This window comes from Nocardiopsis sp. iso_186, from assembly GCF_056173365.1.
Window position 1 is genome coordinate 41,019 of the sequence record NZ_CM149670.1, and the last position, 18,869, is coordinate 59,887.

Annotated in this window: 19 protein-coding genes and 2 tRNA genes; 10 read left to right on the plus strand and 11 right to left on the minus strand. The window is 66.8% G+C overall.

Annotation, left to right across the window (positions count from 1 at the left end; all coding sequences use genetic code 11):
- Window positions 1-3: 3 nt before the first annotated feature.
- The 3 genes from AC0VYP_RS00145 (at window position 4) to AC0VYP_RS00155 (ending at window position 1,458) form a co-directional block, all read left to right on the plus strand.
- Window positions 4-126 carry a DLW-39 family protein gene (locus AC0VYP_RS00145; RefSeq protein ID WP_285761418.1) on the plus strand — a complete coding sequence of 41 codons (123 nt, stop codon included), beginning with the start codon at window positions 4-6 and terminating at the stop codon, window positions 124-126.
- A gap of 204 nt (window positions 127-330) precedes the next feature.
- A tRNA-Ala gene (locus tag AC0VYP_RS00150) sits at window positions 331-403 on the plus strand.
- Window positions 404-822: 419 nt separating this feature from the next.
- Window positions 823-1,458 (plus strand): DUF1707 and DUF4870 domain-containing protein, encoded by a 636-nt coding sequence (locus AC0VYP_RS00155; RefSeq protein WP_285761417.1) that lies wholly within the window; start codon window positions 823-825, stop codon window positions 1,456-1,458.
- Window positions 1,459-1,554: 96 nt separating this feature from the next.
- Here the strand turns inward: AC0VYP_RS00155 and AC0VYP_RS00160 are convergent, their stop codons facing one another.
- Window positions 1,555-2,130, minus strand: coding sequence for a hypothetical protein (locus tag AC0VYP_RS00160; RefSeq protein WP_285761416.1), 576 nt, complete (start codon window positions 2,128-2,130; stop codon window positions 1,555-1,557).
- 259 nt (window positions 2,131-2,389) lie between these two features.
- On the opposite strand from AC0VYP_RS00160, the gene AC0VYP_RS00165 reads away from it, so the two are divergent.
- On the plus strand, window positions 2,390-2,917 hold the full coding sequence (locus AC0VYP_RS00165) for a peptidylprolyl isomerase (protein ID WP_285761415.1): 528 nt from the start codon (window positions 2,390-2,392) through the stop codon (window positions 2,915-2,917).
- A 12-nt stretch (window positions 2,918-2,929) separates the two neighbouring features.
- Window positions 2,930-3,781: a rhomboid family intramembrane serine protease gene (locus AC0VYP_RS00170; protein ID WP_285761414.1), complete on the plus strand. Its 852-nt coding sequence runs from the start codon at window positions 2,930-2,932 to the stop codon at window positions 3,779-3,781.
- A gap of 215 nt (window positions 3,782-3,996) precedes the next feature.
- Here the strand turns inward: AC0VYP_RS00170 and AC0VYP_RS00175 are convergent, their stop codons facing one another.
- From AC0VYP_RS00175 to AC0VYP_RS00210, 8 genes are all read right to left on the minus strand, one after another.
- Window positions 3,997-4,251: a cell division protein CrgA gene (locus tag AC0VYP_RS00175; protein WP_285761413.1), complete on the minus strand. Its 255-nt coding sequence runs from the start codon at window positions 4,249-4,251 to the stop codon at window positions 3,997-3,999.
- Between the two features lie 178 nt (window positions 4,252-4,429).
- Entirely contained in the window at window positions 4,430-6,229 is a 1,800-nt protein-coding gene (gene pknB / locus AC0VYP_RS00180) for a Stk1 family PASTA domain-containing Ser/Thr kinase (protein ID WP_285761412.1), read from the minus strand.
- Window positions 6,230-6,274: 45 nt separating this feature from the next.
- Entirely contained in the window at window positions 6,275-7,801 is a 1,527-nt protein-coding gene (locus AC0VYP_RS00185) for a serine/threonine-protein kinase (protein ID WP_285761411.1), read from the minus strand.
- Entirely contained in the window at window positions 7,798-9,249 is a 1,452-nt protein-coding gene (locus tag AC0VYP_RS00190; RefSeq protein ID WP_285761410.1) for a peptidoglycan D,D-transpeptidase FtsI family protein, read from the minus strand. Before AC0VYP_RS00190 ends, AC0VYP_RS00185 begins: the two co-directional genes overlap by 4 nt.
- Window positions 9,246-10,706 (minus strand): FtsW/RodA/SpoVE family cell cycle protein, encoded by a 1,461-nt coding sequence (locus AC0VYP_RS00195; protein WP_285761409.1) that lies wholly within the window; start codon window positions 10,704-10,706, stop codon window positions 9,246-9,248. Before AC0VYP_RS00195 ends, AC0VYP_RS00190 begins: the two co-directional genes overlap by 4 nt.
- The gene (locus AC0VYP_RS00200; RefSeq protein WP_475472011.1) at window positions 10,703-12,079 is read right to left on the minus strand and encodes a Stp1/IreP family PP2C-type Ser/Thr phosphatase; all 1,377 of its coding nucleotides are present in this window, start codon (window positions 12,077-12,079) and stop codon (window positions 10,703-10,705) included. Before AC0VYP_RS00200 ends, AC0VYP_RS00195 begins: the two co-directional genes overlap by 4 nt.
- A complete protein-coding gene (locus AC0VYP_RS00205; protein ID WP_285761407.1) occupies window positions 12,076-12,555 on the minus strand; it encodes an FHA domain-containing protein FhaB/FipA in 480 nt (159 codons plus the stop codon). The genes AC0VYP_RS00200 and AC0VYP_RS00205 overlap by 4 nt, the downstream gene beginning before the upstream one ends.
- A 286-nt stretch (window positions 12,556-12,841) precedes the next feature.
- Window positions 12,842-13,609 carry an FhaA domain-containing protein gene (locus tag AC0VYP_RS00210; RefSeq protein ID WP_285761406.1) on the minus strand — a complete coding sequence of 256 codons (768 nt, stop codon included), beginning with the start codon at window positions 13,607-13,609 and terminating at the stop codon, window positions 12,842-12,844.
- Window positions 13,610-13,816: 207 nt separating this feature from the next.
- On the opposite strand from AC0VYP_RS00210, the gene AC0VYP_RS00215 reads away from it, so the two are divergent.
- A tRNA-Leu gene (locus AC0VYP_RS00215) sits at window positions 13,817-13,899 on the plus strand.
- Window positions 13,900-13,971: 72 nt separating this feature from the next.
- Here the strand turns inward: AC0VYP_RS00215 and AC0VYP_RS00220 are convergent.
- Window positions 13,972-14,472, minus strand: coding sequence for an SSI family serine proteinase inhibitor (locus AC0VYP_RS00220; RefSeq protein WP_475472012.1), 501 nt, complete (start codon window positions 14,470-14,472; stop codon window positions 13,972-13,974).
- An 80-nt stretch (window positions 14,473-14,552) separates the two neighbouring features.
- Between AC0VYP_RS00220 and AC0VYP_RS00225 the strand changes: the two genes are divergently transcribed.
- Window positions 14,553-14,885, plus strand: a complete 333-nt coding sequence (locus tag AC0VYP_RS00225; protein ID WP_475472013.1) for a rhodanese-like domain-containing protein — start codon at window positions 14,553-14,555, stop codon at window positions 14,883-14,885.
- On the opposite strand, the gene AC0VYP_RS00230 is transcribed toward AC0VYP_RS00225, so the two are convergent.
- Window positions 14,882-15,559: a methylated-DNA--[protein]-cysteine S-methyltransferase gene (locus AC0VYP_RS00230; protein WP_285761403.1), complete on the minus strand. Its 678-nt coding sequence runs from the start codon at window positions 15,557-15,559 to the stop codon at window positions 14,882-14,884. The genes AC0VYP_RS00225 and AC0VYP_RS00230 overlap by 4 nt on opposite strands.
- Window positions 15,560-15,735: 176 nt before the next feature.
- On the opposite strand from AC0VYP_RS00230, the gene AC0VYP_RS00235 reads away from it, so the two are divergent.
- The 3 genes from AC0VYP_RS00235 to AC0VYP_RS00245 all read left to right on the plus strand — a co-directional run bounded on the left by AC0VYP_RS00235 (window position 15,736) and on the right by AC0VYP_RS00245 (window position 18,866).
- Complete coding sequence (locus AC0VYP_RS00235; RefSeq protein WP_475472014.1) at window positions 15,736-17,598, plus strand: ATP-binding protein; 1,863 nt, start codon at window positions 15,736-15,738, stop codon at window positions 17,596-17,598.
- Window positions 17,599-17,905: 307 nt separating this feature from the next.
- Window positions 17,906-18,403 carry an ATP-binding protein gene (locus tag AC0VYP_RS00240; RefSeq protein WP_475474124.1) on the plus strand — a complete coding sequence of 166 codons (498 nt, stop codon included), beginning with the start codon at window positions 17,906-17,908 and terminating at the stop codon, window positions 18,401-18,403.
- Between the two features lie 106 nt (window positions 18,404-18,509).
- On the plus strand, window positions 18,510-18,866 hold the full coding sequence (locus tag AC0VYP_RS00245; RefSeq protein WP_475474126.1) for an STAS domain-containing protein: 357 nt from the start codon (window positions 18,510-18,512) through the stop codon (window positions 18,864-18,866).
- Window positions 18,867-18,869 lie beyond the last annotated feature (3 nt).

Genomic DNA, 18,869 nt, shown 5'->3' on the forward strand with positions numbered 1-18,869 from the left:
GCCGTGAAGAAGATCATCGTCCTGGTGCTGGTGGCCCTCGGGGCGTTCGCCGTCTACCGCAAGATCCAGGCCGACCGCGCCGAGCTGGACCTGTGGACCGAGGCCACGGCCGCTAGCGACAACTAGCCCCGACGGCGTCCGCCACGGTGCACCCGAGGGTGCCCCGGCGGTCGCCGGGGGACAAGAGCGAGCCGAGAGCGCCGGACGGCGCCTTTCGGTTCACTTCCCGGCATGCAGCCGCCGTTGACCCGACTCGCTCGGGAAGCGGTATGCTCTTCAATCGTTGGCGTTCGCCCGTGTCCCACGGGGATGCGACAATGGATCGGACGAGGGGCCATAGCTCAGCTGGCAGAGCGCCGGTTTTGCATACCGGAGGTCAGGGGTTCGACTCCCCTTGGCTCCACAATCGAATAAGCAGGACAGCAACACGCACGGGGGCCGTCCACTCGACAGAGTGGACGGCCCCAGTGTCATTGCGGCCGGCACGAGCGGTGCACACGGCCTTCGTGATCCGGAAGCGGGCGGCGCGGCGTTTCGGACGCCGGCACCGCACCACACACCGGCTTCGGGAGCGGCAGAATCACCGCTGCGAGCGTCGCAGGCGCACCACGCAGGGTTTTCCCTGTTCCGGCGCGGAGCGGGCTCCTGAGTGCACCAGGGCCCCGTCGTCGTCAACCAGTCGGCCCCGAGGCGGAAATCAGGGGCGATCTCAGGGTTGTTTCATTGGCCTTGCCAGGGGGCGATCACCGATCATGGACAAGTAAACCGGACAGCAGCCCTGTGCAACAGGAACTCGACGCCATCGTGCGGCAAGGAGTGAACGTGGCCGTGTACAACCCAGCACCTCCTCCCGCCCCCTACAGCGGTGGTCGTGGTCCCGGCCCGTCGTTGCGGCTCACCCATGCCGACCGGGACCAGGTGGCCGAGCTGCTCCGGACGGCCTACGCCGACGGCCGGCTCGACGAGGAGGAGTTCGACGACCGTTTGGGAAAGGCGATGACGGCAAAGGTCCAGGGCGACCTCGAACCGTTGTTGGTGGACCTCGCGGTCGCCCCCGCCCAGGCTCCAGGGATGCCGGCAAATTCTGCCGAGCCCACCCGGGAAGAGCGACTGTGGGCGATGGGCGGTCACCTCTCCGGCTATTTCACGCTGGCGATCGGGCCGCTCGTGGTGTTGCTCGCCAAGGGCGGCACCTCCCACTACGTGCGCCGCCAAGCCTTCGAGGCGATCAACTACCAGCTGAACTTCCTCATCGCGTGCGTGCTCCTTCCGGTGCTGGCCATCCTGGTCCTGCCGATCATCGCGTTCGTGTTCATGTTCTTCGGCTGGCTCGTCCTTCCGCTCGTCGCAGGTCTGGCCACGGCGCTGGGAGCCAACTGGCGCTACCCGTTGACTTACAGGCTGATCAAGGACCCGAAGGCGCCCAAGACCGCCCGCCCCGGTGCTTGCCGTCAGTGACTGCACCGGATCCGGAACAACGCGTGAAAACACACCGACACACCAGTGGCCCCGCGATCGCTCGCGGGGCCACTGGTCGTCGGGTGGAGCAGTCGGCTAGTTCTTCACCCGGCCGTTGAGCTCCCGTGCCGCGTCCTTGGCACCCTCGGACGCGGTGTCGGCGGCCTCCTGCGTCTTCGCCGCGGCACCCTCCGCCCCGCCCTTCAGCCGGTCCTTGGCTTCCTTGGCCTTGGTGGCGAGCTGGTCCTTGGTCTCGCGCACCTGCTCCCGGGCGTTGTCGAGGTTTTCCTGCCACTCGGCGTCCTGGGACGCCTGGCGCAGTTTGAGCACCCCGTACAGGGCCGCTGCACCGAGTGCACCAACGCCGATGACCACGAACGAGCGCGAGAGCCGACGGCGACGCCGGACGGCAACCGGCTCGACCCGGTGAGCGGCTGCGTTCAGCAGTTCTGCCACCCGCGGCGCTACGGTGTCCTCCACCCGCTGGGCCGCCGTTTCGAGGCGAGGCGCGGTCCAGCCGCGAGCCTGGTGGATGCGCAGAGCCGCGCTCTCCTTGGCCTGGTCCGCGTAGGGCCCGAAGCGTTCGGCCTGGTCGCGAGCCAGTCCCTGGAGGCGGTTCAGTGCCTCTTCGGTCTCCCATTTGGCCTTACGACGCTTCAAGGTGATGGACACGTCGTCCTCCTTCGCACTAGTGGCTGCTGAGTAGTCCCCTGCCCGATCTACCGTCGGCTATGCGCTGACGGTTGCTCCCGAAGCCCGCGATCGGCCTGTTATGGGGGTGTTACCTCAACATACGTGGTCGATGTGGATCGGATCACGCTAGAACCGCCGTGTCCCGGACCTCTCCTGGCGGAGTGCGCATTCACCGCGGCGGACTGAAGCGGACGGTAACGTGTGGGGTGGTAAGCACACACAACGGAAAGGCACCCAGGTGTCTGAGGCTAACGGCCAGCTTTTCGCACGGCTGAACACCAACAAGGGCGACATCGTCGTCAAGCTCTTCCCGGCCGAGGCGCCGAAGACGGTTGAGAACTTCGTCGGCCTCGCCGAGGGCACGAAGCAGTGGGTGGACCCGCGCACCGGTCAGTCCACCAGCAGCAAGCTTTACGACGGCACCGTTTTCCACCGCGTCATCAAGGGCTTCATGCTCCAGGGCGGCGACCCCCTGGGCAACGGCCGCGGTGGTCCCGGGTACCGCTTCGAGGACGAGATCCACCCGTCCCTGAAGTTCAACCGTCCCTACCTGCTGGCGATGGCCAACGCGGGCCCCGGCACTAACGGTTCGCAGTTCTTCATCACGGTGGGGGCCACCGACTGGCTCACCGGCAAGCACACCATCTTCGGTGAGGTCGTCGAGGGCAAGAACGTCGTGGACGAGATCGCCACGATCGCCACCGACCAGATGGACAAGCCGCTGGACGACGTCGTGATCCAGTCCGTCACGGTCGAGCGCAGGTAGGCTCCGCCTGATATGAGCGCCTCCCAGCCGCCCACGCCCCAGGTCGTTCCCACCTGTTTCCGGCATCCCGACCGCGAGACCTACGTCAGCTGCAGGCGGTGCGGTCGGTCGATCTGCCCCGACTGCATGCGTGAGGCAGCCGTCGGCTTCCAGTGCGTCGAGTGCGTGGCCGAGGGCAACAAGGGCGTGCGGGAGGCGCGCACCACCTTCGGCGGAAAGGTGGTGGCGCGGCCCTACGTGACCTGGACGCTTCTCGGACTCATCGGCGCGGGTTTCCTGCTCCAACAGGTCAACCCGCAGATGACCGGCCAGTTCTCCATGTGGGGAGCTGGCATCGTTCTCGGTGACCAGTGGTATCGGCTGATCACAGCGGCTTTCCTGCACGGCGGTATCACCCACCTGCTGTTCAACGGCTTTGCCCTGTACGTATTGGGTCCGCAGTTGGAGAACTGGCTCGGGCACGTGCGCTACCTGGCACTGTGGCTGGTCAGTGCGATCGGCGGATCGGTGCTCAGCTATCTGGTCGATCCCGCTCAAGCCTCGGTGGGAGCGTCAGGGGCGATCTTCGGGCTCTTCGGTGCGATCTTCGTGATCGGTCGTCGGCTCAAGCTCGACACCCGCTTCATCGTCGGGCTGCTGGCGGTCAACCTGTTGATCACTTTCGTCGTCCCGGGGATCTCCTGGACGGCGCACATCGGCGGTCTCGTCACGGGGGCGCTCCTCGGGCTGGTCTACGCCTACCTGCCTCGTTCGGGAAACCGGGCGGGACGGAGCCGCGACCTCACCCACGGGGCGCTCACCGCAGCCATCACCCTTGTCCTCGTCGCCGCTGCGGTGGCCTGGACACTGTTCCTGCGGGGCTGAGGCAAAGAACGCGTCAGGGCCCGGTACCGATTACGGTGCCGGGCCCTTTGCGTAGCTTGAGGAGCAGCACCGGGGTGCTGCTTGGGACAGCCATGCCCACAAGGGACTTTTCCCCTGTGGATAACTCTGTGGACAACTGGTTGGTCAGCTGTGGATAAACCCTGTGGAAATCCTACGGAGCAGGGACAACAGGGCCGGTTTCGTCTTGTGGACAGCTAGCGCCAGCGTGTGGAAAGAATCATCGCGATAACAAGGCCGCTGAAGCCGATCGCGAGGTTCCAGTTGCCGAGGTCTCGCATGAACGGGATGAGGCCCCCGGCGATGTAGTAGACACCGATCCACAGGATGCCCAGGAGGCCGAACGTCACCATGGCCGGGGCCAGCCACCGCGGACTGATCTTCGGCTTGGCGGCGGTCGGCGGCGGAGTGTAGACCGCCTTCTTCTTTCGATCGCTGCGGGACTTGGGCACGGTCACTGCTCCAAAGACGAATCGGGCCGGGCTTATCCAGACTGAAGGTTCAGTGTACGACCCAGACCACTCTCTTGGGGACGTCGAGGGGGATCTCTTCGCCGGCGGAGAAAACAGCAGGCAACGACGCGGGCGCCGCCCGGACCACGGTCCAGACGACGCCCGAGACACCTCTCGGTCAGTTGTCCCTGCCATCCTCCCAGGGGAACCAGGAGGGGAAACCGTCCTCGGGACTTCCCTCGCCCCCGTCCGGCGGCGGATCCGACTCGGGCGGATCCGACTCGGGCGACTCGCTGGGCTGTTGCGGTTCGATCGCGAAGACGACCGTGACCTCACTGCCCGGGTCAACCATGGCGTCGGCCCCCGGATCCTGGCGGATGGCGGTCCCCGGAGTCGTTCCGGCGGCCTCCTCCTGCTGGGGGTTCAGGCCCAACCCGAGTTCTTCCAGCCGGGAGCGCGCCTGGTCCTCGTTCAACCCGCTCAGGTTGGGTACCTTCACCTGGCTCACAGCCTTGGCCAGGACCACGTTCACGCTGGTCCCTGTCTCCACGGTGGAGTCGATGGCGGGATCGCTCTCCAGGACGGTGCCTTCCGGTGCGGAGCCGTCCTCGCGTTCCGATGTGCTGCCCAGTTTCAACCCGGCGTTGTTCAGCGCGGACTCGGCCTGGTCCTTGGTCATCCCCTGGATGTTGGGGACGTCGGTCTGGCCGGTGCCGCTGGAGACCACGATGGTGATGGAGGTCCCCTCGCTGATGGACTGCCCGCTCGGCGGATCGGTCCCTACGACGAGTCCCTCCTCCACGTCTTCGCTGGCCTGCTCCTTGGTGTCCTGGGCCACGTTGGTGAAACCGGCGTCGGTCAGTTCGGTCCGCGCTTGTTCGACGGTCTCACCGGACAGGTCGGGGACGGTGATCGCCTCCGCCCCACCGCGCAGGAACAGCCACCCGATGAAGACGAACGAGCCCAGGACAGCCAGGGCCAACAACGCCAACAGCGCCTTTTTCCTGGTGTCGCCGCGGCGGTCGTCCTCGTCGTCGTACTCGTAGTCGTCGTCGTACTCGTCACGCCGGTTCTGGGTCGGCGGCAGCATCGTCGTCGAGCCCGCGGCCCCCATGGCCATCGTGCCGGCCTCGGTGGGCATCCCCTGCATGCCGCGCTGGATGTCGGCCCGCATCTCGGCGGCCGACTGGTAGCGCTCCTCCCGATCCTTGGTCATCGCCCGGAAAACGATCTCCTCGATCCACTCGGGGATCTCGGGGTCGAGTTCGGACGGGGGGACCGGGTGCTCGCGAACGTGCTGGTAGGCGATGGAAACCGGAGAGTCGCCGGTGAACGGGGGGCGACCGGTGAGCAGTTCGTAGAGCACGCAGCCGGTGGAGTAGATATCGCTGCGCGCATCCACGCGCTCACCCCGTGCCTGTTCGGGCGAGAGGTACTGCGCGGTGCCGATGACCTGTGAAGTCTGGGTCATCGTGGCCTGGGAGTCGTTCATCGCCCGGGCGATACCGAAGTCCATCACCTTGACCTCGGCCTGCTTGGTCAGCATGATGTTCGCCGGTTTGATGTCACGGTGCACGATGCCGTTGCGGTGACTGTAGTCCAGCGCACGCAGGATGCCGTCAACCAGTTCCACGGTGCGCTCGGGCAGCAACCGCCGGTCGTCGTCGAGCAACTCCTTGAGAGTCCGCCCGTCCACGTACTCCATGATGATGTAGGGGATGGAGACCCCGTCGATCATGTCCTCGCCGGTGTCGTACACGGCGATGATCGAGGGATGGTTCAAGGAGGCGGCCGACTGCGCCTCGCGGCGGAACCGCTCCTGGAAGATGTGGTCCCGGGCGAGGTCCGAGCGGAGCGTCTTGACGGCCACCAAGCGGTCAAGTCTGAGGTCGCGAGCGCGGTAGACCTCGGCCATGCCACCCCGCCCGATCACCTGGTCGAGCTCGTAGCGACCACCGAGTAGCCGTGGCTGAGACATGTCGTGAACTGTTCCTCGTGATGGGTGAACGACCCTGTGCGGTCGCTATCGGGTCATCGGTAGCGTGAAGCCTCTGGAGTTTCCTCCCTGGTTGACGCCATCCCCACTGTTGCCGGCGTCCCCGCCGCCCCCAGGATTGCCGCCGCCTTCTTCGCCGTTGTCGCCCCCGCCGTCGGGAGCCTCCGGTTCGGTCTCAGTCTCCTCGACCGGGGGTTCCGGAGGAGTCTCGGGCTGGGACTCGGGAAGCTCAGTGTCCGGAGTGCTGGGCTGCGGCGCGGGAACGTAGGGCTCGTTCGGTACCGGGGCTTCCCCGCCACCGGGCGCAGGAACCTCTCCGCTGGGGTCAGGGTCCTCTTCGGGGCTCGGAGACACTGACGGAGAAGTATCGGACACGGGGGAATTGCTGCCTGTCATCTCGCCATTTGGCTCATTCCCCCTCCACAGCGCCGATACCAGTACCACGCCGAGTGCGACCACCGCGACGGTGGCGACCAACGCGAAGACGACGGACCGGCTCGGGCGGCCGCTCGGTGCGGATTCCTCGGCAACCCTATCCGAGGCGTCCACGGCCGCCGGTGACCATTCCTGCTCCGAGGCGATTCGTCCGGTCTGAGAGCCGGACGAGGCGGTAGTCGGGGAGGTGATGGGACCGCTCACAGCTCCGGCCAGGACCGTCGGAGCGGAACCGCTCAGGTTCAGCGCCTCGGTGGCCGCGGTGGAGTCGATTCCCGCGCGTAACCGTTGTGCGTGTTGTGCGACATCGGCAGCGGAGCCGGGACGGGCGTCAGGATCCTTCTCCAGCAGCCACTCCACCAGTTCGCGCACCGAGGTGGGAACGGATTCGGGCAGCGGCGGCGGCGCCTCGCGGGTGTGCATCAATGCCAGGGCCAACGGGGTGTCCGCGGTGAACGGAGGGCGCCCGGCGAGGCACTCATAGGCCACGACCCCCAGGGCGTAGATGTCGGAGGCCTGGGTGGCCGGCCTGCCCGAGACCTGCTCGGGCGAGATGTACTGAGCTGTGCCCATGACCATGCCGGTCTGGGTCAGCGTCACCGACTCGTTGCCCCGGGCGATGCCGAAGTCGGTCAGCTTGACCGAGCCTTCTTCGGTCACCAGAAGGTTGCCGGGTTTGATGTCGCGGTGCACGATTCCGCGGGCGTGCGCGGCCGCGAGCGCCTGAGCCGCCTGGCACAGGACATCCAGGGCGGTGTCCGCGTCGAAACCGGGGTTGCGCTTGATGATCGTCGACAGCGACTCGCCCGGGACGAGTTCCATGACCAGGAACGCGGTGTCGTCCTGCTCGCCGTAGTCGTAGACCTGTGCGATTCCGGCATGGGACAGTGCCGCGGTGATCTGGGCCTCGGTCCGGAAGCGCTGTCGGGAGATGGGTTCGCCCATCTGCGCCGTGTGCAGCATCTTGACGGCCACGGGACGGCTGAGCAGTGTGTCGGTCGCCCGCCACACCTCGCCCATGCCACCCGCGCCGATCTGCTCCTCAAGGCGGTATCGGTTGCTCAGGAGGGAGCCGGCCCGGGTGAGGGGCCGGCCACCGGAGGCGTCGTTTCCGCTCACTCGTTGATCACTGCCTCCATGATCGCCTTGGCGACGGGAGCGGCGAGGGTGCCACCGCTGCCGCCACCGTTCTCGATCACGACGGCCACCGCGACCTGGGGGTCGTCGGCGGGAGCGAAAGAAATGAACCAGTTGTGGGTCTGTGCCCCGGACACCTCCGCGGTTCCGGTCTTGCCGGCCACCTGGATGCCCGGGATCTGCCCACCGGTACCGCTGCCCTCGGCACCCTCGGTCACCAGGATCATCGCCTCGGTCAGCTGGTTGGCGGTGCTGGAACTGACCGCCTGGCTGTAGACCTCGGGGCTGGTGGAGGCGATTTCCGCGGCATCGGGGCCCAAGACCTCGCTGACCATGTAGGGCTTCATGACCTGGCCGCCGTTGGCGATACCGCCTGCGACCATGGCCATCTGCAGCGGCGTGGCCTGCACGCTGCCCTGGCCGATCCCCGAGCGGGCCAGGTCGTTGTCGTCGGTGGGCGGCGGGTAGTGGCTGTCCTCGACCGGGACGGGGACACCGGGGAGTCCGCTGTCGAAGCCGAACGCCTGTGCCTGCTCGGTCATCGCGGTGCCGCCCAGTTTGAGCGCCCAATTGGCCATCGAGGTGTTGCAGGAGCGTTCCAGCGAGTGCGCGATGGAATCGGGGGCCCCGCCGTTGCAGGCGCTGCCGAACGCGTTGGGCAGCGCCGGGCCGCCGTTGGGCATCTCCAGAGTCTCGGGTGCGTCGATCGTGCTGTCGATCGTCTCGCCGTTCTCCAGGGCCGCGGCCGCGGTCACCACCTTGAAGGTGGAGCCGGGGGGGTACAGCTCGTTGAACGCGCGGTTCAGCAGCGGCTTGTTCTCGTTGCTGTTGAGAGAGTCCCAGGTCTCGACGGACTTGGTGGTGTCGCTCATGTCGGAGACGGCGGCCGGGTCGTAGTTCGGAATCGACACCGCGGCCAGGATCGCACCGGTCGAGGGGTCCAGCGCCACGGCCGCGCCCTTGCCGCTGGGGCTGTTGTTCTTGATCGCCTCCAACCCCGCCTGCTGGGCGTCGGGGTTGAGGGTGAGGGCGACGGTGGCCCCCTTCTGCTCGCTTCCCGTCAAGGTGTCCAGGAAGTTGCGCACCAGCAGGCGGTTGTCGGAACCGTCCAGGAAGGAGTTCTCCGCCCGCTCGACCCCGTAGGGGCCGAAGGGGTTGAACACGCCGACCGGGTGCGAATAGAGATCGCCGGCCGGGTAGAACCGCTGGTACTGGGTGCTGCCTTCGATCAGCTCGGAGTAGGCGATCTGTTCGTTGGCGACGAGGATCGGGCCTCGGGGGACCCGGAACTGTTCGGCTGCACCCCGGCGGTTGAACTCGTGGTCCTGGAGCCACTGGGCCTGGACCGCCTGGATCCAGGTGACGTTGAGCAGCAGGACGCCGAACAGTGCAAGGGAGAACAGAGCGAGTCTGCGGATGGGTTTGTTCATCGGGAGATCACCTGGGTCGCGCCCTCGTCCTGGATGGCCACGGGGGCCGGCTTGCGGGCGTTGTTGCTCATCCGGACCAGGAGGGCGAGCATGATCCAGCTCGACAGGAGGGCCGATCCGCCCTTGGCCACGAATGGGATGGTCGCACCCGTCATCGGGATGACGCGGGTGACTCCGCCGATGACGACGAAGGTCTGGAAGGCGATGAGGAAGGAGATGCCGGAGGCGAACATCTTGACGAACAGCTCACGCGAGGCCAGCGCGATGCGCATTCCGCGCTGAGCGAGCAGGGCCAGGGCCATCAGCATCACCATGACACCGGTCAGGCCCAGTTCTTCGCCGAACGCGGTGAAGATGAAGTCGTTCTGCACCTCGATGATGCCGCGGACCTCTCCGCCGCCGAGTCCTGCGCCCAGGATGCCGCCCTCGCCCATCGCGAACAGTCCGCCGACAAGCTGCTGGCTGGTCCCCGAGACCTTGCAGAACGCCTCGTCAGCCGAGGCCATCACCGCGTCGGAGCAGTACACATCGGGGTTGAAGGCGTCCAGCCAGGTGATCATCCGGACCCGGAAGTGCGGCACGAAGGGGTACAGCAGGGCGCAGGCGCCGAAGAACGCGGTCAGACCCAGGATGATCCAGGAGGACCGTTGCGTGGCGACGTAGATCATCGCCAGGAAGGTGCCGAACAGCAGGAGCGAGGTGCCGAGGTCGTTCATCAGGATGACCAGGACGATGATGCAGAAGCCCCACATGGCGGCCATCGGCGCCATGTCGCGCATCCGCGGCAGCTCCAGGACCTTGATCGGCCCGATCTTGATCGGCTTGCTGACCAGGGCGAGCACGTCGCGCTTGGTGACCATGTAGCCGGCCAGGAAGATCACCAGGGCGATCTTGGCGAACTCCGAGGGCTGAAGGCTGGTGAACCCCAGGTTGATCCATTGCCGGGCGCCGTTGACCGAGAACCCGAGGCCCGGCAGGAGCGGCAGGAGCAGCAGGACGACCGCGGCGAGCCCGATCAGGTAGGGATAGCGCTGGAGCGTGCGCGGTTCCTTCAGGAAGAAGACGATCCCCGCGAACACCACCATGCTGCCCGCGGTCAGCATCAACTGGGTCATGGAGCTTTCGGTCGCGCCCTCCGACGCGAACTCGGGCACCAACTGGGGAGCGTCGAGGATGCGCCACAGCATCGCGATTCCCAGCCCGTTGAGCAGCGTCGCCAGCGGCAGCAGCAGCGGGTCGGCGTAGGGGGCGAAGAAGCGGATGAACACGTGCGCCAGCAGCGCCATACCCGCGAAGGGAACCGCGTACATGAAGAGGCTGGGCGGCAGCTCACCGGTGTAGGCGAGGCCGGCCGAGATCATCGCGAACATCGTGATGCCGATTGCGAGGAGCAGCATCACGAGCTCGGCGTTGCGCCGCTTGACCGGGGGAAGGGCGGTCGTCAGTCCTTCGCTCATGGCGTGCCCTCCGTATCCGGGGCCGGTGCGGAGGGAAAGGCGGCGTCCGGTGTCGCCTCCGTGGTGGCCGCCGCGCCGCTGCCGTCGGCGACGTCGAGGCCGCAGGAGTCGGGGTCGGCCTGGCAGCCCTCGAACACCTCGCGCATTTCCGCCACGCGGGTCTCGGCCTCTGCGCGGCTCTCCACCGGAATGGTCCGTTGCACGGCGTCGCGCTGGGTCTCGGGCAGCATGGCCAAGGGGATGCCGGTGCGCTCGGCCTCCTCGGCCAGGCTGTAGCCGGCGACGTCGGTGTTGATGCCCTGGTAGATCGAGACCTCGTCGCCGTCCTGGCTGGGGCCGACGAAGTACTGATTGCTCAGGAACTGGTTGCCGAAATAGAAACCGGCGCCGGCCACGATTGCGACCAGCACCAGGAATGTCAGGACCATCGGCCACCAGCGCCTGGTGCGCGGGCGTGGCTCGGAGCTGTCATCGGATTCGTAGGCGGGGATCCGGTCCATCTCGGCGGTGTCGCTGGCCCCGCCGGCGGCCGTGTTCCGGGTGAGCCCCTGTGCCCGTCCCGCCGGTGTGTCGGGGGTCATCGGCGGTTCGCGGCGTTGGTCGGCGGCGCCCACGGTCGTGGCGTCGGTGGTCGGCCCGTGCGGGTCGGTCGCGGTGTCGATGACATCGGCGATGACCGCCGTGATGTTGTCCGGCCCGCCGCCGCGGTTGGCGAGGTCGATCAGACGTCGGGCGGCGCGTTCGGGCGTGGCCTCGGTGGCAAGGGTCTCGTGGATGGTCTCCTTGCTGACCACGCCGGAGAGACCGTCGGAGCACAGCAGGTAGCGGTCGCCGACCTGCGCCTCGCGCACGGACACGTCCGGGTTGACGTGGCCCTGGCCCTGGATGGCGCGCAACAGCAGCGAGCGCTGCGGGTGCGTGGCCACCTCGTCCTCGGTGATCTTGCCTTCGTTGACCAGGGTCTGGACCAGGGTGTGATCGTGCGTGATCTGGTGGAACTCGTTGCCGCGCAGAAGGTAGGCGCGGGAGTCGCCGACGTGGATCAGTGCGACCCGCGCACCCGACCACAGCATGGCGGTCAGCGTGGTCCCCATGTTCTCCAGCCGGGGCTCCTCGCGGACCTTTTGGGCGAGTGCGTCGTTGGCGTTGTCCACGGCGGCTTCCAGCGACTGCACCATCTCGCTGCCTGGGACGTCGTCGTCCAGCGGGATGAGCGAGGAGACCGCGAGTGCGCTGGCGATCTCGCCGCCGGCGTGGCCGCCCATCCCGTCGGCGACCACGAGCAGGTAGGGGCCCGCGTAGCCGGAGTCTTCGTTTCCTTCGCGAAGGCAGCCGACATCTGAGTACGCCGCGTAGCGGAGTGCGATTGTCATTTGCGTAGTTCCAGAACGGTCTTGCCGATGCGGATGGGCTGTCCGACGGTGATGGGCTGGGGGCGGGTCAGGCGGTTCTGACCGAGGTAGGTCCCGTTCGTCGAGCCGAGGTCTTCGACGATCCAGCGGCCGTTGTCGGAGAAGATCCGGGCGTGGCGACCGGAGGCGTAGTCATCACTGATGACCAGTGTCGCGTCCTTGGCACGGCCGATCGTGATCGGCTGGGAGGAGAGGTCGAGTGTGGTCCCGGCGAGCGGGCCCTTCGTTACGACCAGGGAACGGGGCTCGTTGCGGCGGCCTCGGGGTGCGGGCTTGGCGCGCCGTGGCTCGGGCCGGGCGCTACCGCCGCTGCGTTTCGCTTTGCTGGTGGCGGGACCGAACAGGTCGGTACGGATCACTCCGACCGCCATGATCACGAAGAGCCACAGCACCGCGAGGAACGCGAGCTTGATCAGCATGAGGGTCAAGTCGGACATTGAAGTGCTCTTCAGCCCCTGTCGTGCTCCGGCTGGGTCAGCGGTGGTGGCTCCGCCAGCGCGTCGTGTTCGCGTGAACCGTGCCTACCGCCTCGAGGAAGCCGAGTGAACCCATTGGACCCGGTAATTGTGCCCGATTGGTCAAGCATTTGGGATAAATTCCCGGTTGGGCTGGGGATGTCGGCACTTGAGTCGATCGATACGGCGATGGGCGAAACCCGCAGACCCACGGGTTTCGTGGTCGCGGGCCTCGCCCCTGTTGATGCTTGTTCTACTGCGTTTGTTCTCAGTCCCGGCGGAACGTCATTGTCGTCCTGCCGAGGCTGATCCGGGTCCCGTCCGACAGGCGCGTGCGTTTGACCTGCTGGCCATTGACGAACGTTCCGTTGGTGGAACCCAAGTCCACGAGGACTGCCTCATCGTCCTCGACTCGGATCTCAGCGTGGTGTCGAGAGACTCCGTTGTCCACCAGGCGAAGATCGCAGTCGGTCCCCCGGCCGAGCAGCGTCACCTGAGCGTTGAGCTCATATGCCTGCTCCGCGCCGTGGGAGGCGAGGTTGCCCTCGACGGTTGCGCCGCCCGGTGACAGCAGCAACCGCGGGTGGCCGCGCATGGCGTCGTCGTGCCGCGGGTGGTCGCTGACCGGTTGACGGATTCCGCCGCCGACCGGGTCCACCGTCGTGCCGCGGATGACTCCCGAGCGGATCCGGAATCTTCCGGTTTGCAGGTCGTCGGCGGCGTCGAAACGGACGCGCACCGGTCCCACGAACGAGTACCCCTGCTCTGTGGCGTACTCACGCGCCAGCTTGGACAGCTCCTGTCCGAGGCTGTCCGAGTAGACCTCAAGTCGTTCCTTGTCCGAGCCGGCCAGTTCCACGACGAAGTCGTTGGGCACCAGGGTGCGGCCCTGCGCCACGATGGCCGCGCGCTCGTCCATCTCCCGTTGGACCGCGCTGGCGACCTCGACGGGCTGGAGTTCCGACTTGAAGGCCCGCGCGAAGGTGCCTTCGATCATCCCTTCGAGCCTGCGCTCGAAGCGCTGGAGCACTCCCACGAGCTACCTCCCTTACTCCACGTCCCGATGTAGACGATCGTATCCGGGCAAGCGTGTCCTTTGCTTCACCGCCGCCCTTGGGGGCCTGCGCGGAGGCACTTCGGCCGTGCACGACCAGGGTTGCGATCGTGCTAACCTTTAACTCGTCGCCAGGGAGCAGCTCGAAGGAGCGGCCGGACCAGGCGACAGTATAAGTGAATGTCACTCGGGCGGGTGGCGGAACGGTAGACGCGCACGGTTCAGGTCCGTGTGTCCGAAAGGATGTGAGGGTTCAAATCCCTCCTCGCCCACAAGTTGTTTCTTCGCCGTGAGGCCCCGACCCGGAAAAGGGTCGGGGCCTCACGCGTTGTTGGTTCCTTTTCTCAGGTCGTGGCCGGAGTCAGCACTGGTGCCAGCGATTCCCAGCGGTCGATCTCGCAACCGTCGGCCCTGCTGAATTCGGAGTCCACCTCGGTGTCGCCCACATGGCCGACAACGGTGGCTGTCTCCGGGCCACCGTAGATAAAGGTGCATACCTGGCCATCGGGTACGGGCTGGAACGCCTCTGTGCCTGCGGAGGCCAGCGCCGCGCACGCGGCGGCCGGATCGGGGTGGTCGCCTCCATCCGGGGCGCAGGTCAGGGTCCAGGTACCAGGGGTGAAGCCGTCGAGGCCGGGTTCGTCGCCGGCATCGGGATCGGTGGACAGGGTGATGGTCAGTTCGGTTTCGGCGCGGTCCGCGCCGGCGCCCGCAGAGGGGGAGCCGGACGGCTGGTCGTCTACGTTGACCTCGGTGACCCCTTCACCGCAGCCCGTGACGAGGAAACCCACAGTCGCGAGCAGTGCGATCGGAGTCAGCTGGGTCGTCGGGATGTGCTTGCGCATAACCTGTTGGACGTCCCTCGGAGCCCCGTGGTTCCCGTTGGTGACCCGTATACGACGGATGGTGACGAAGGAGTGTGGCGGTGTTCGGTTCAAGCGTTCCGGTGGTCGGGGTCAACGCGGTCCCCGATGGGAGCTATCTCCTCGACGTCCGGGAGCAGGACGAGTGGCGCGCGGGCCACGCGCCGGAGGCGGTGCACATTCCCCTGAACGAGCTGTCCCAGCGGGCAGCCGAGGTTCCCCGCGACGTCCAGGTGTACGTCATCTGCCGGGTCGGAGGCCGCTCCGCCCAGGCCGTGCAGGCGCTCAACGACGCCGGGTGGCGGACCGCCAACGTGGCCGGCGGTATGAGTGCCTGGGCGCTCTCCGGGCGCCCCATGGTCAGTGAGACGGGTGCGGAGCCCGCGGTCGTCTAGAACGCCGGGGTCTTGGGACTGCGCCGTTCCCGTTCCAGACGCAGCAGGTACTGCTTGGCAGCGGTACCACCGGTGTAGGGGCCGCATTCCCCGGGGTAGTCCGGCGGTACGACCCGATGGCAGGGCAGGAACAGGCAGAGCGGATTGGTGGCCAGCGTGTTGGCCACGGCCCTGGTAGCGCTTGCCCGTCCGATCCTGGCTGCCAGGTCGGTGTGGAAGGTCGTCGATCCGTAGGGCACGTCCAGGAGGGACCGAAGGACCACCCGACCGAAGTCGCTGGTGAGTCGGAGGTCCAGCGGAACGGTGAACGCCGTCAGCCGGCCTTCGAAATAGGCGTTGAGTTCCTGGCGCACCGGTTCCAGCCAGGCGTCGTGCGGCCCGATCCGGGGTGACACCGCGCGTGCCAGCCGGGGGAGGACTGTGTCCTCGGAGTCGAATGAGCACGAGACGAGGCCGCGCGGGGTCAGCGCCAACGAAAGGAAGCCCACCGGTGTTTCGGCGGTCCCCGACACGACATCGAACGGAATCTCTCTCGGGGCCACTTGTGGCCGTCGCACCATTCCCGGGGGTACCGCGGAGACCGCGTTGATCAGAGCGTCGATGTCACGATCCACGGCATCTGCGTCCTCGGTCGCGGCGATCCGGTCGTTCCAGCCTTCTCGCCAGGTCCGCATCACGTTCGTCCCGCCTTCCGCCGGTCCCGCCCGACACAGCACAGGATGACACGGCAGGGCTGGTTCGCCGCTCCGACGCGGCGGTGCGGTGACGACGTTGATGTGTCGCGGCCACCTAATTGCCCCGACCTTCGGCGTTCACCTGCCCCAGACGAGGCCCGAAATGGCACTATGACGTGGTGAGCTTCGAGCCGGCAGCCTTCAACGCAGAGGCCGTGTTGGCCTCAGTGGCCGACGCGGTCGTGGTCCTGGACGACAAGATGCGGGTCGTGCAGTGGAATCCGGGCGCGCAGCGCATGTTCGGCTGGACCCTCGCCGATGTGCTGGGGCGTCAGGCCCCGATCGTGCCCGACGAGCGCATGGCCGAGTACCACGCGGTGCTGGAACGCGTTCGCCTGGGCACGCCGATGTCCCTCACCACCGTTCGGGTCACCCGCAGCGGGGAACACCTCGACGTACGGTCCAGCTACAACCGGCTCAACGGTGACGACGGGCGGATGGTCGGCTGGGTGTGCGTCCTCCACCAGCACACGGTCACCGCTTCCGAGATCGAGCTCGAACAACTGCACATGACCGAGCGCGCGCAGCTGGTGCGTCGCCTCACCGACGTCATGGGCGACATCAACGCCGATCTTCACGTTGACGACATCCTCGACCGCATCGTTCACTGCCTCACCGAGCTGACCGGCGCCGACGCAGGTGGATTCGCGCTGATCCAGGGCAACAGCCTGCGCCTCGTGAGTATTACCGGCCTCTCCGCCCACCTGCGCGGATTCGAGGCTTCGCTGCGGGCGAGCCTGTTCGGGGAACTGCTCGCGAGTGGAAAGACGGTGCTCCTGGCCACCGACGACACCAGGACGTTGAGCGACCTCATCTGGTCGGACCTGGAAGGGCTGCACACGATCGCCCTGGGCGTGTCCAACGTGCAGAGTCGTCCCTACGGTGCGCTGTACGCGCTCTACAGCAGGCGCAAGGTCGGACACATCGAGTTGGAGTTGCTGGAGTTGATGGCCGCGCACGCCGGTGTGGCGCTGGGCAACGCCATGGCCTACCAGGAGATGGTCCGCCAGCGTGCCCACGAACAGGCGATCGTGGACGCCAGCGCGGACGGGATCTCGGTGCTCGACCATTCCGGTCGGGTGCGCAAATGGAACCGGGCAGCCGCCGAGCTCACGGGGTACGCGTTCACCGATGTGGTCGGCAGGCCGCCGCCGTTCCCGCTTCCGGTGGTCCGGGGGCAACTGGTCAAGCACCGGATGGAGAGCGGACGTTGGCTGGAGATCCTCCTCGCGGACATCACCGGAAGTGAGGAGCGGGTGGTGGACTTTCGCGACATCACCCCGGCCAAGGCACTGGAGGAGCAGAAAGACCTGTTCCTCGCCACCGCCGGCCATGAACTGCGCACCCCCCTGACCGTGGTGCAGGGGCTCTCGACCACGCTGGACCGGCACTGGGACCAGATGGACGACCTCCAGCGCCACGAGCACGTCGGTACGATCGCCGATCGCGCGCAGACGATGACCCGGTTGGTGAACAATCTGCTGCTGGGGTCGCAGGCCGGAACCGGGAGCCTGGTGGTGCGCAACGGGGTCTTCGACGTCCGGGAGCCGCTGCGGCGCGCGATGACCGCCTTCGCCTCGCTTTCGGACAAGCACGAACTCTGTCTGGAACTGCCCGAGGAACTGCCCGACGTGTACGGCGATCCGGCTGCCAGCGACATGGTGATCAGCCAACTGCTGGAGAACGCCTTCAAGTACTCCCCCGACGGAGGGCGGGTGACGGTCTCAGCGGCGGAGGAAGACGGTCTGGTTGCCGTGACCGTGCGGGACGAGGGGGTGGGAATCGAGCCGGCTGACACGGAGCGGATCTTTGAACGCTTCGTGCAGTTGGACGTGGGGGACCGCCGAAGGTTCGGCGGGATCGGCTTGGGCCTCTACATCGTCCGGCGATTGGCCAGAGAGCAGCGAGGGGACGTCACTGCGCACGCCGACGACCCCGGAGGAACGCGGATGAGATTCACCTTACAGTCCGTCAATTGAGTGTCCCCGGAGGCCCGGGAAGGACTTGACCTGTGCTTTCGGTGAGATGGTCCGGGTGGGATGAAGCGATGGGCGGCTGTTGATCGAGACCCGGATGCGGGTTTCCATAGTGTTCCAACCGGGCATTTCGGCCCTGGTGGGATTTGATTTCAGGGCGCTTCTCGGCCGAAGCGACAACCAGATCAGACAAGCAAGGGCGTGTCCGCACCGCGACCTTCGCGCAACCGGATCAGCGCCCGGTGCCCGCGGGGATCAGCACGCTCGGGAACGGGAGAAGGACGTGTCGAGGGCCGTACTGCTGCCACATGTGCCGTCGAGTGTCACCACCGCGCGTCAGCACCTGTGTACCGACCTGCACGAATCAGGGGTGGCTACCTCCAAGGTGGAGGACGCCGCGCTCATCATCAGCGAACTTCTCAGCAACGCCTTGAGGCATGCGGGCCCGTTGCCGCCGCCGTTTCCTCCGGACTCCGTACAGGTCTCCTGGAACATCGTCGTCGAGTCTCCCGAGACCCCGACGGGTGGGTGGGTGGAGATCTCGGTGTGCGACGGGGGCGCCGACACCCTGCCGCGTGTCGCGCATCCCTCCCGTTCCGCCCTCGGCGGTCGGGGATTGGGCATCGTGCAGCACCTTGCGGCCAAGTGGGGGACCGAAGTGGACGGTGAGACGACGACAGTGTGGGCGGTCATCGACATTCCGGTCGCCAAAGCCGTCCGCGGCGACGCCGTCATCCCCGATCTGACCGCGGTGTTCTCGACCGCCCCAGCAGGTGTGGTTCCTCGTTCCCGCACCGCTGGAACGTGAGAAAAAAGTCCGTTCCGTGAACGTTGACCACGGAGCTCGACAGTGGTGCGGCGAAACACCGCCACCTAAGTGGCCAGGGCCCTCGGTGACCGCTACAGTCACGACTGTGGAGTTGAAGATCTCAAGTCAGTCTCAGGCCGATCACGCACTGGTTGCCGTTCGCGGTGAGATTGACCTTTACACAGCGCCGCTTTTGCACAGTGAGCTCGTCAACGCGTTGGACGACGGGGCCACCAGGCTCGTCGTGAACATGTCACGGGTGGAGTTCTGCGACTCCACCGGCATGAACGTTCTGTTGTCGGCCATGAAGAGGTCCCGGGAGAAGGACGGCGACCTCGAACTGGTGGCCCCGCGTCCAGCGGTGATGAAGATCCTGGAGATCACCGGTCTGGACTCGGTCTTCACCGTTCACGACTCGGTCAACGCGCTCGGCGCCACCGTGGGTACCGCAGCCGCCAAGTAGAGA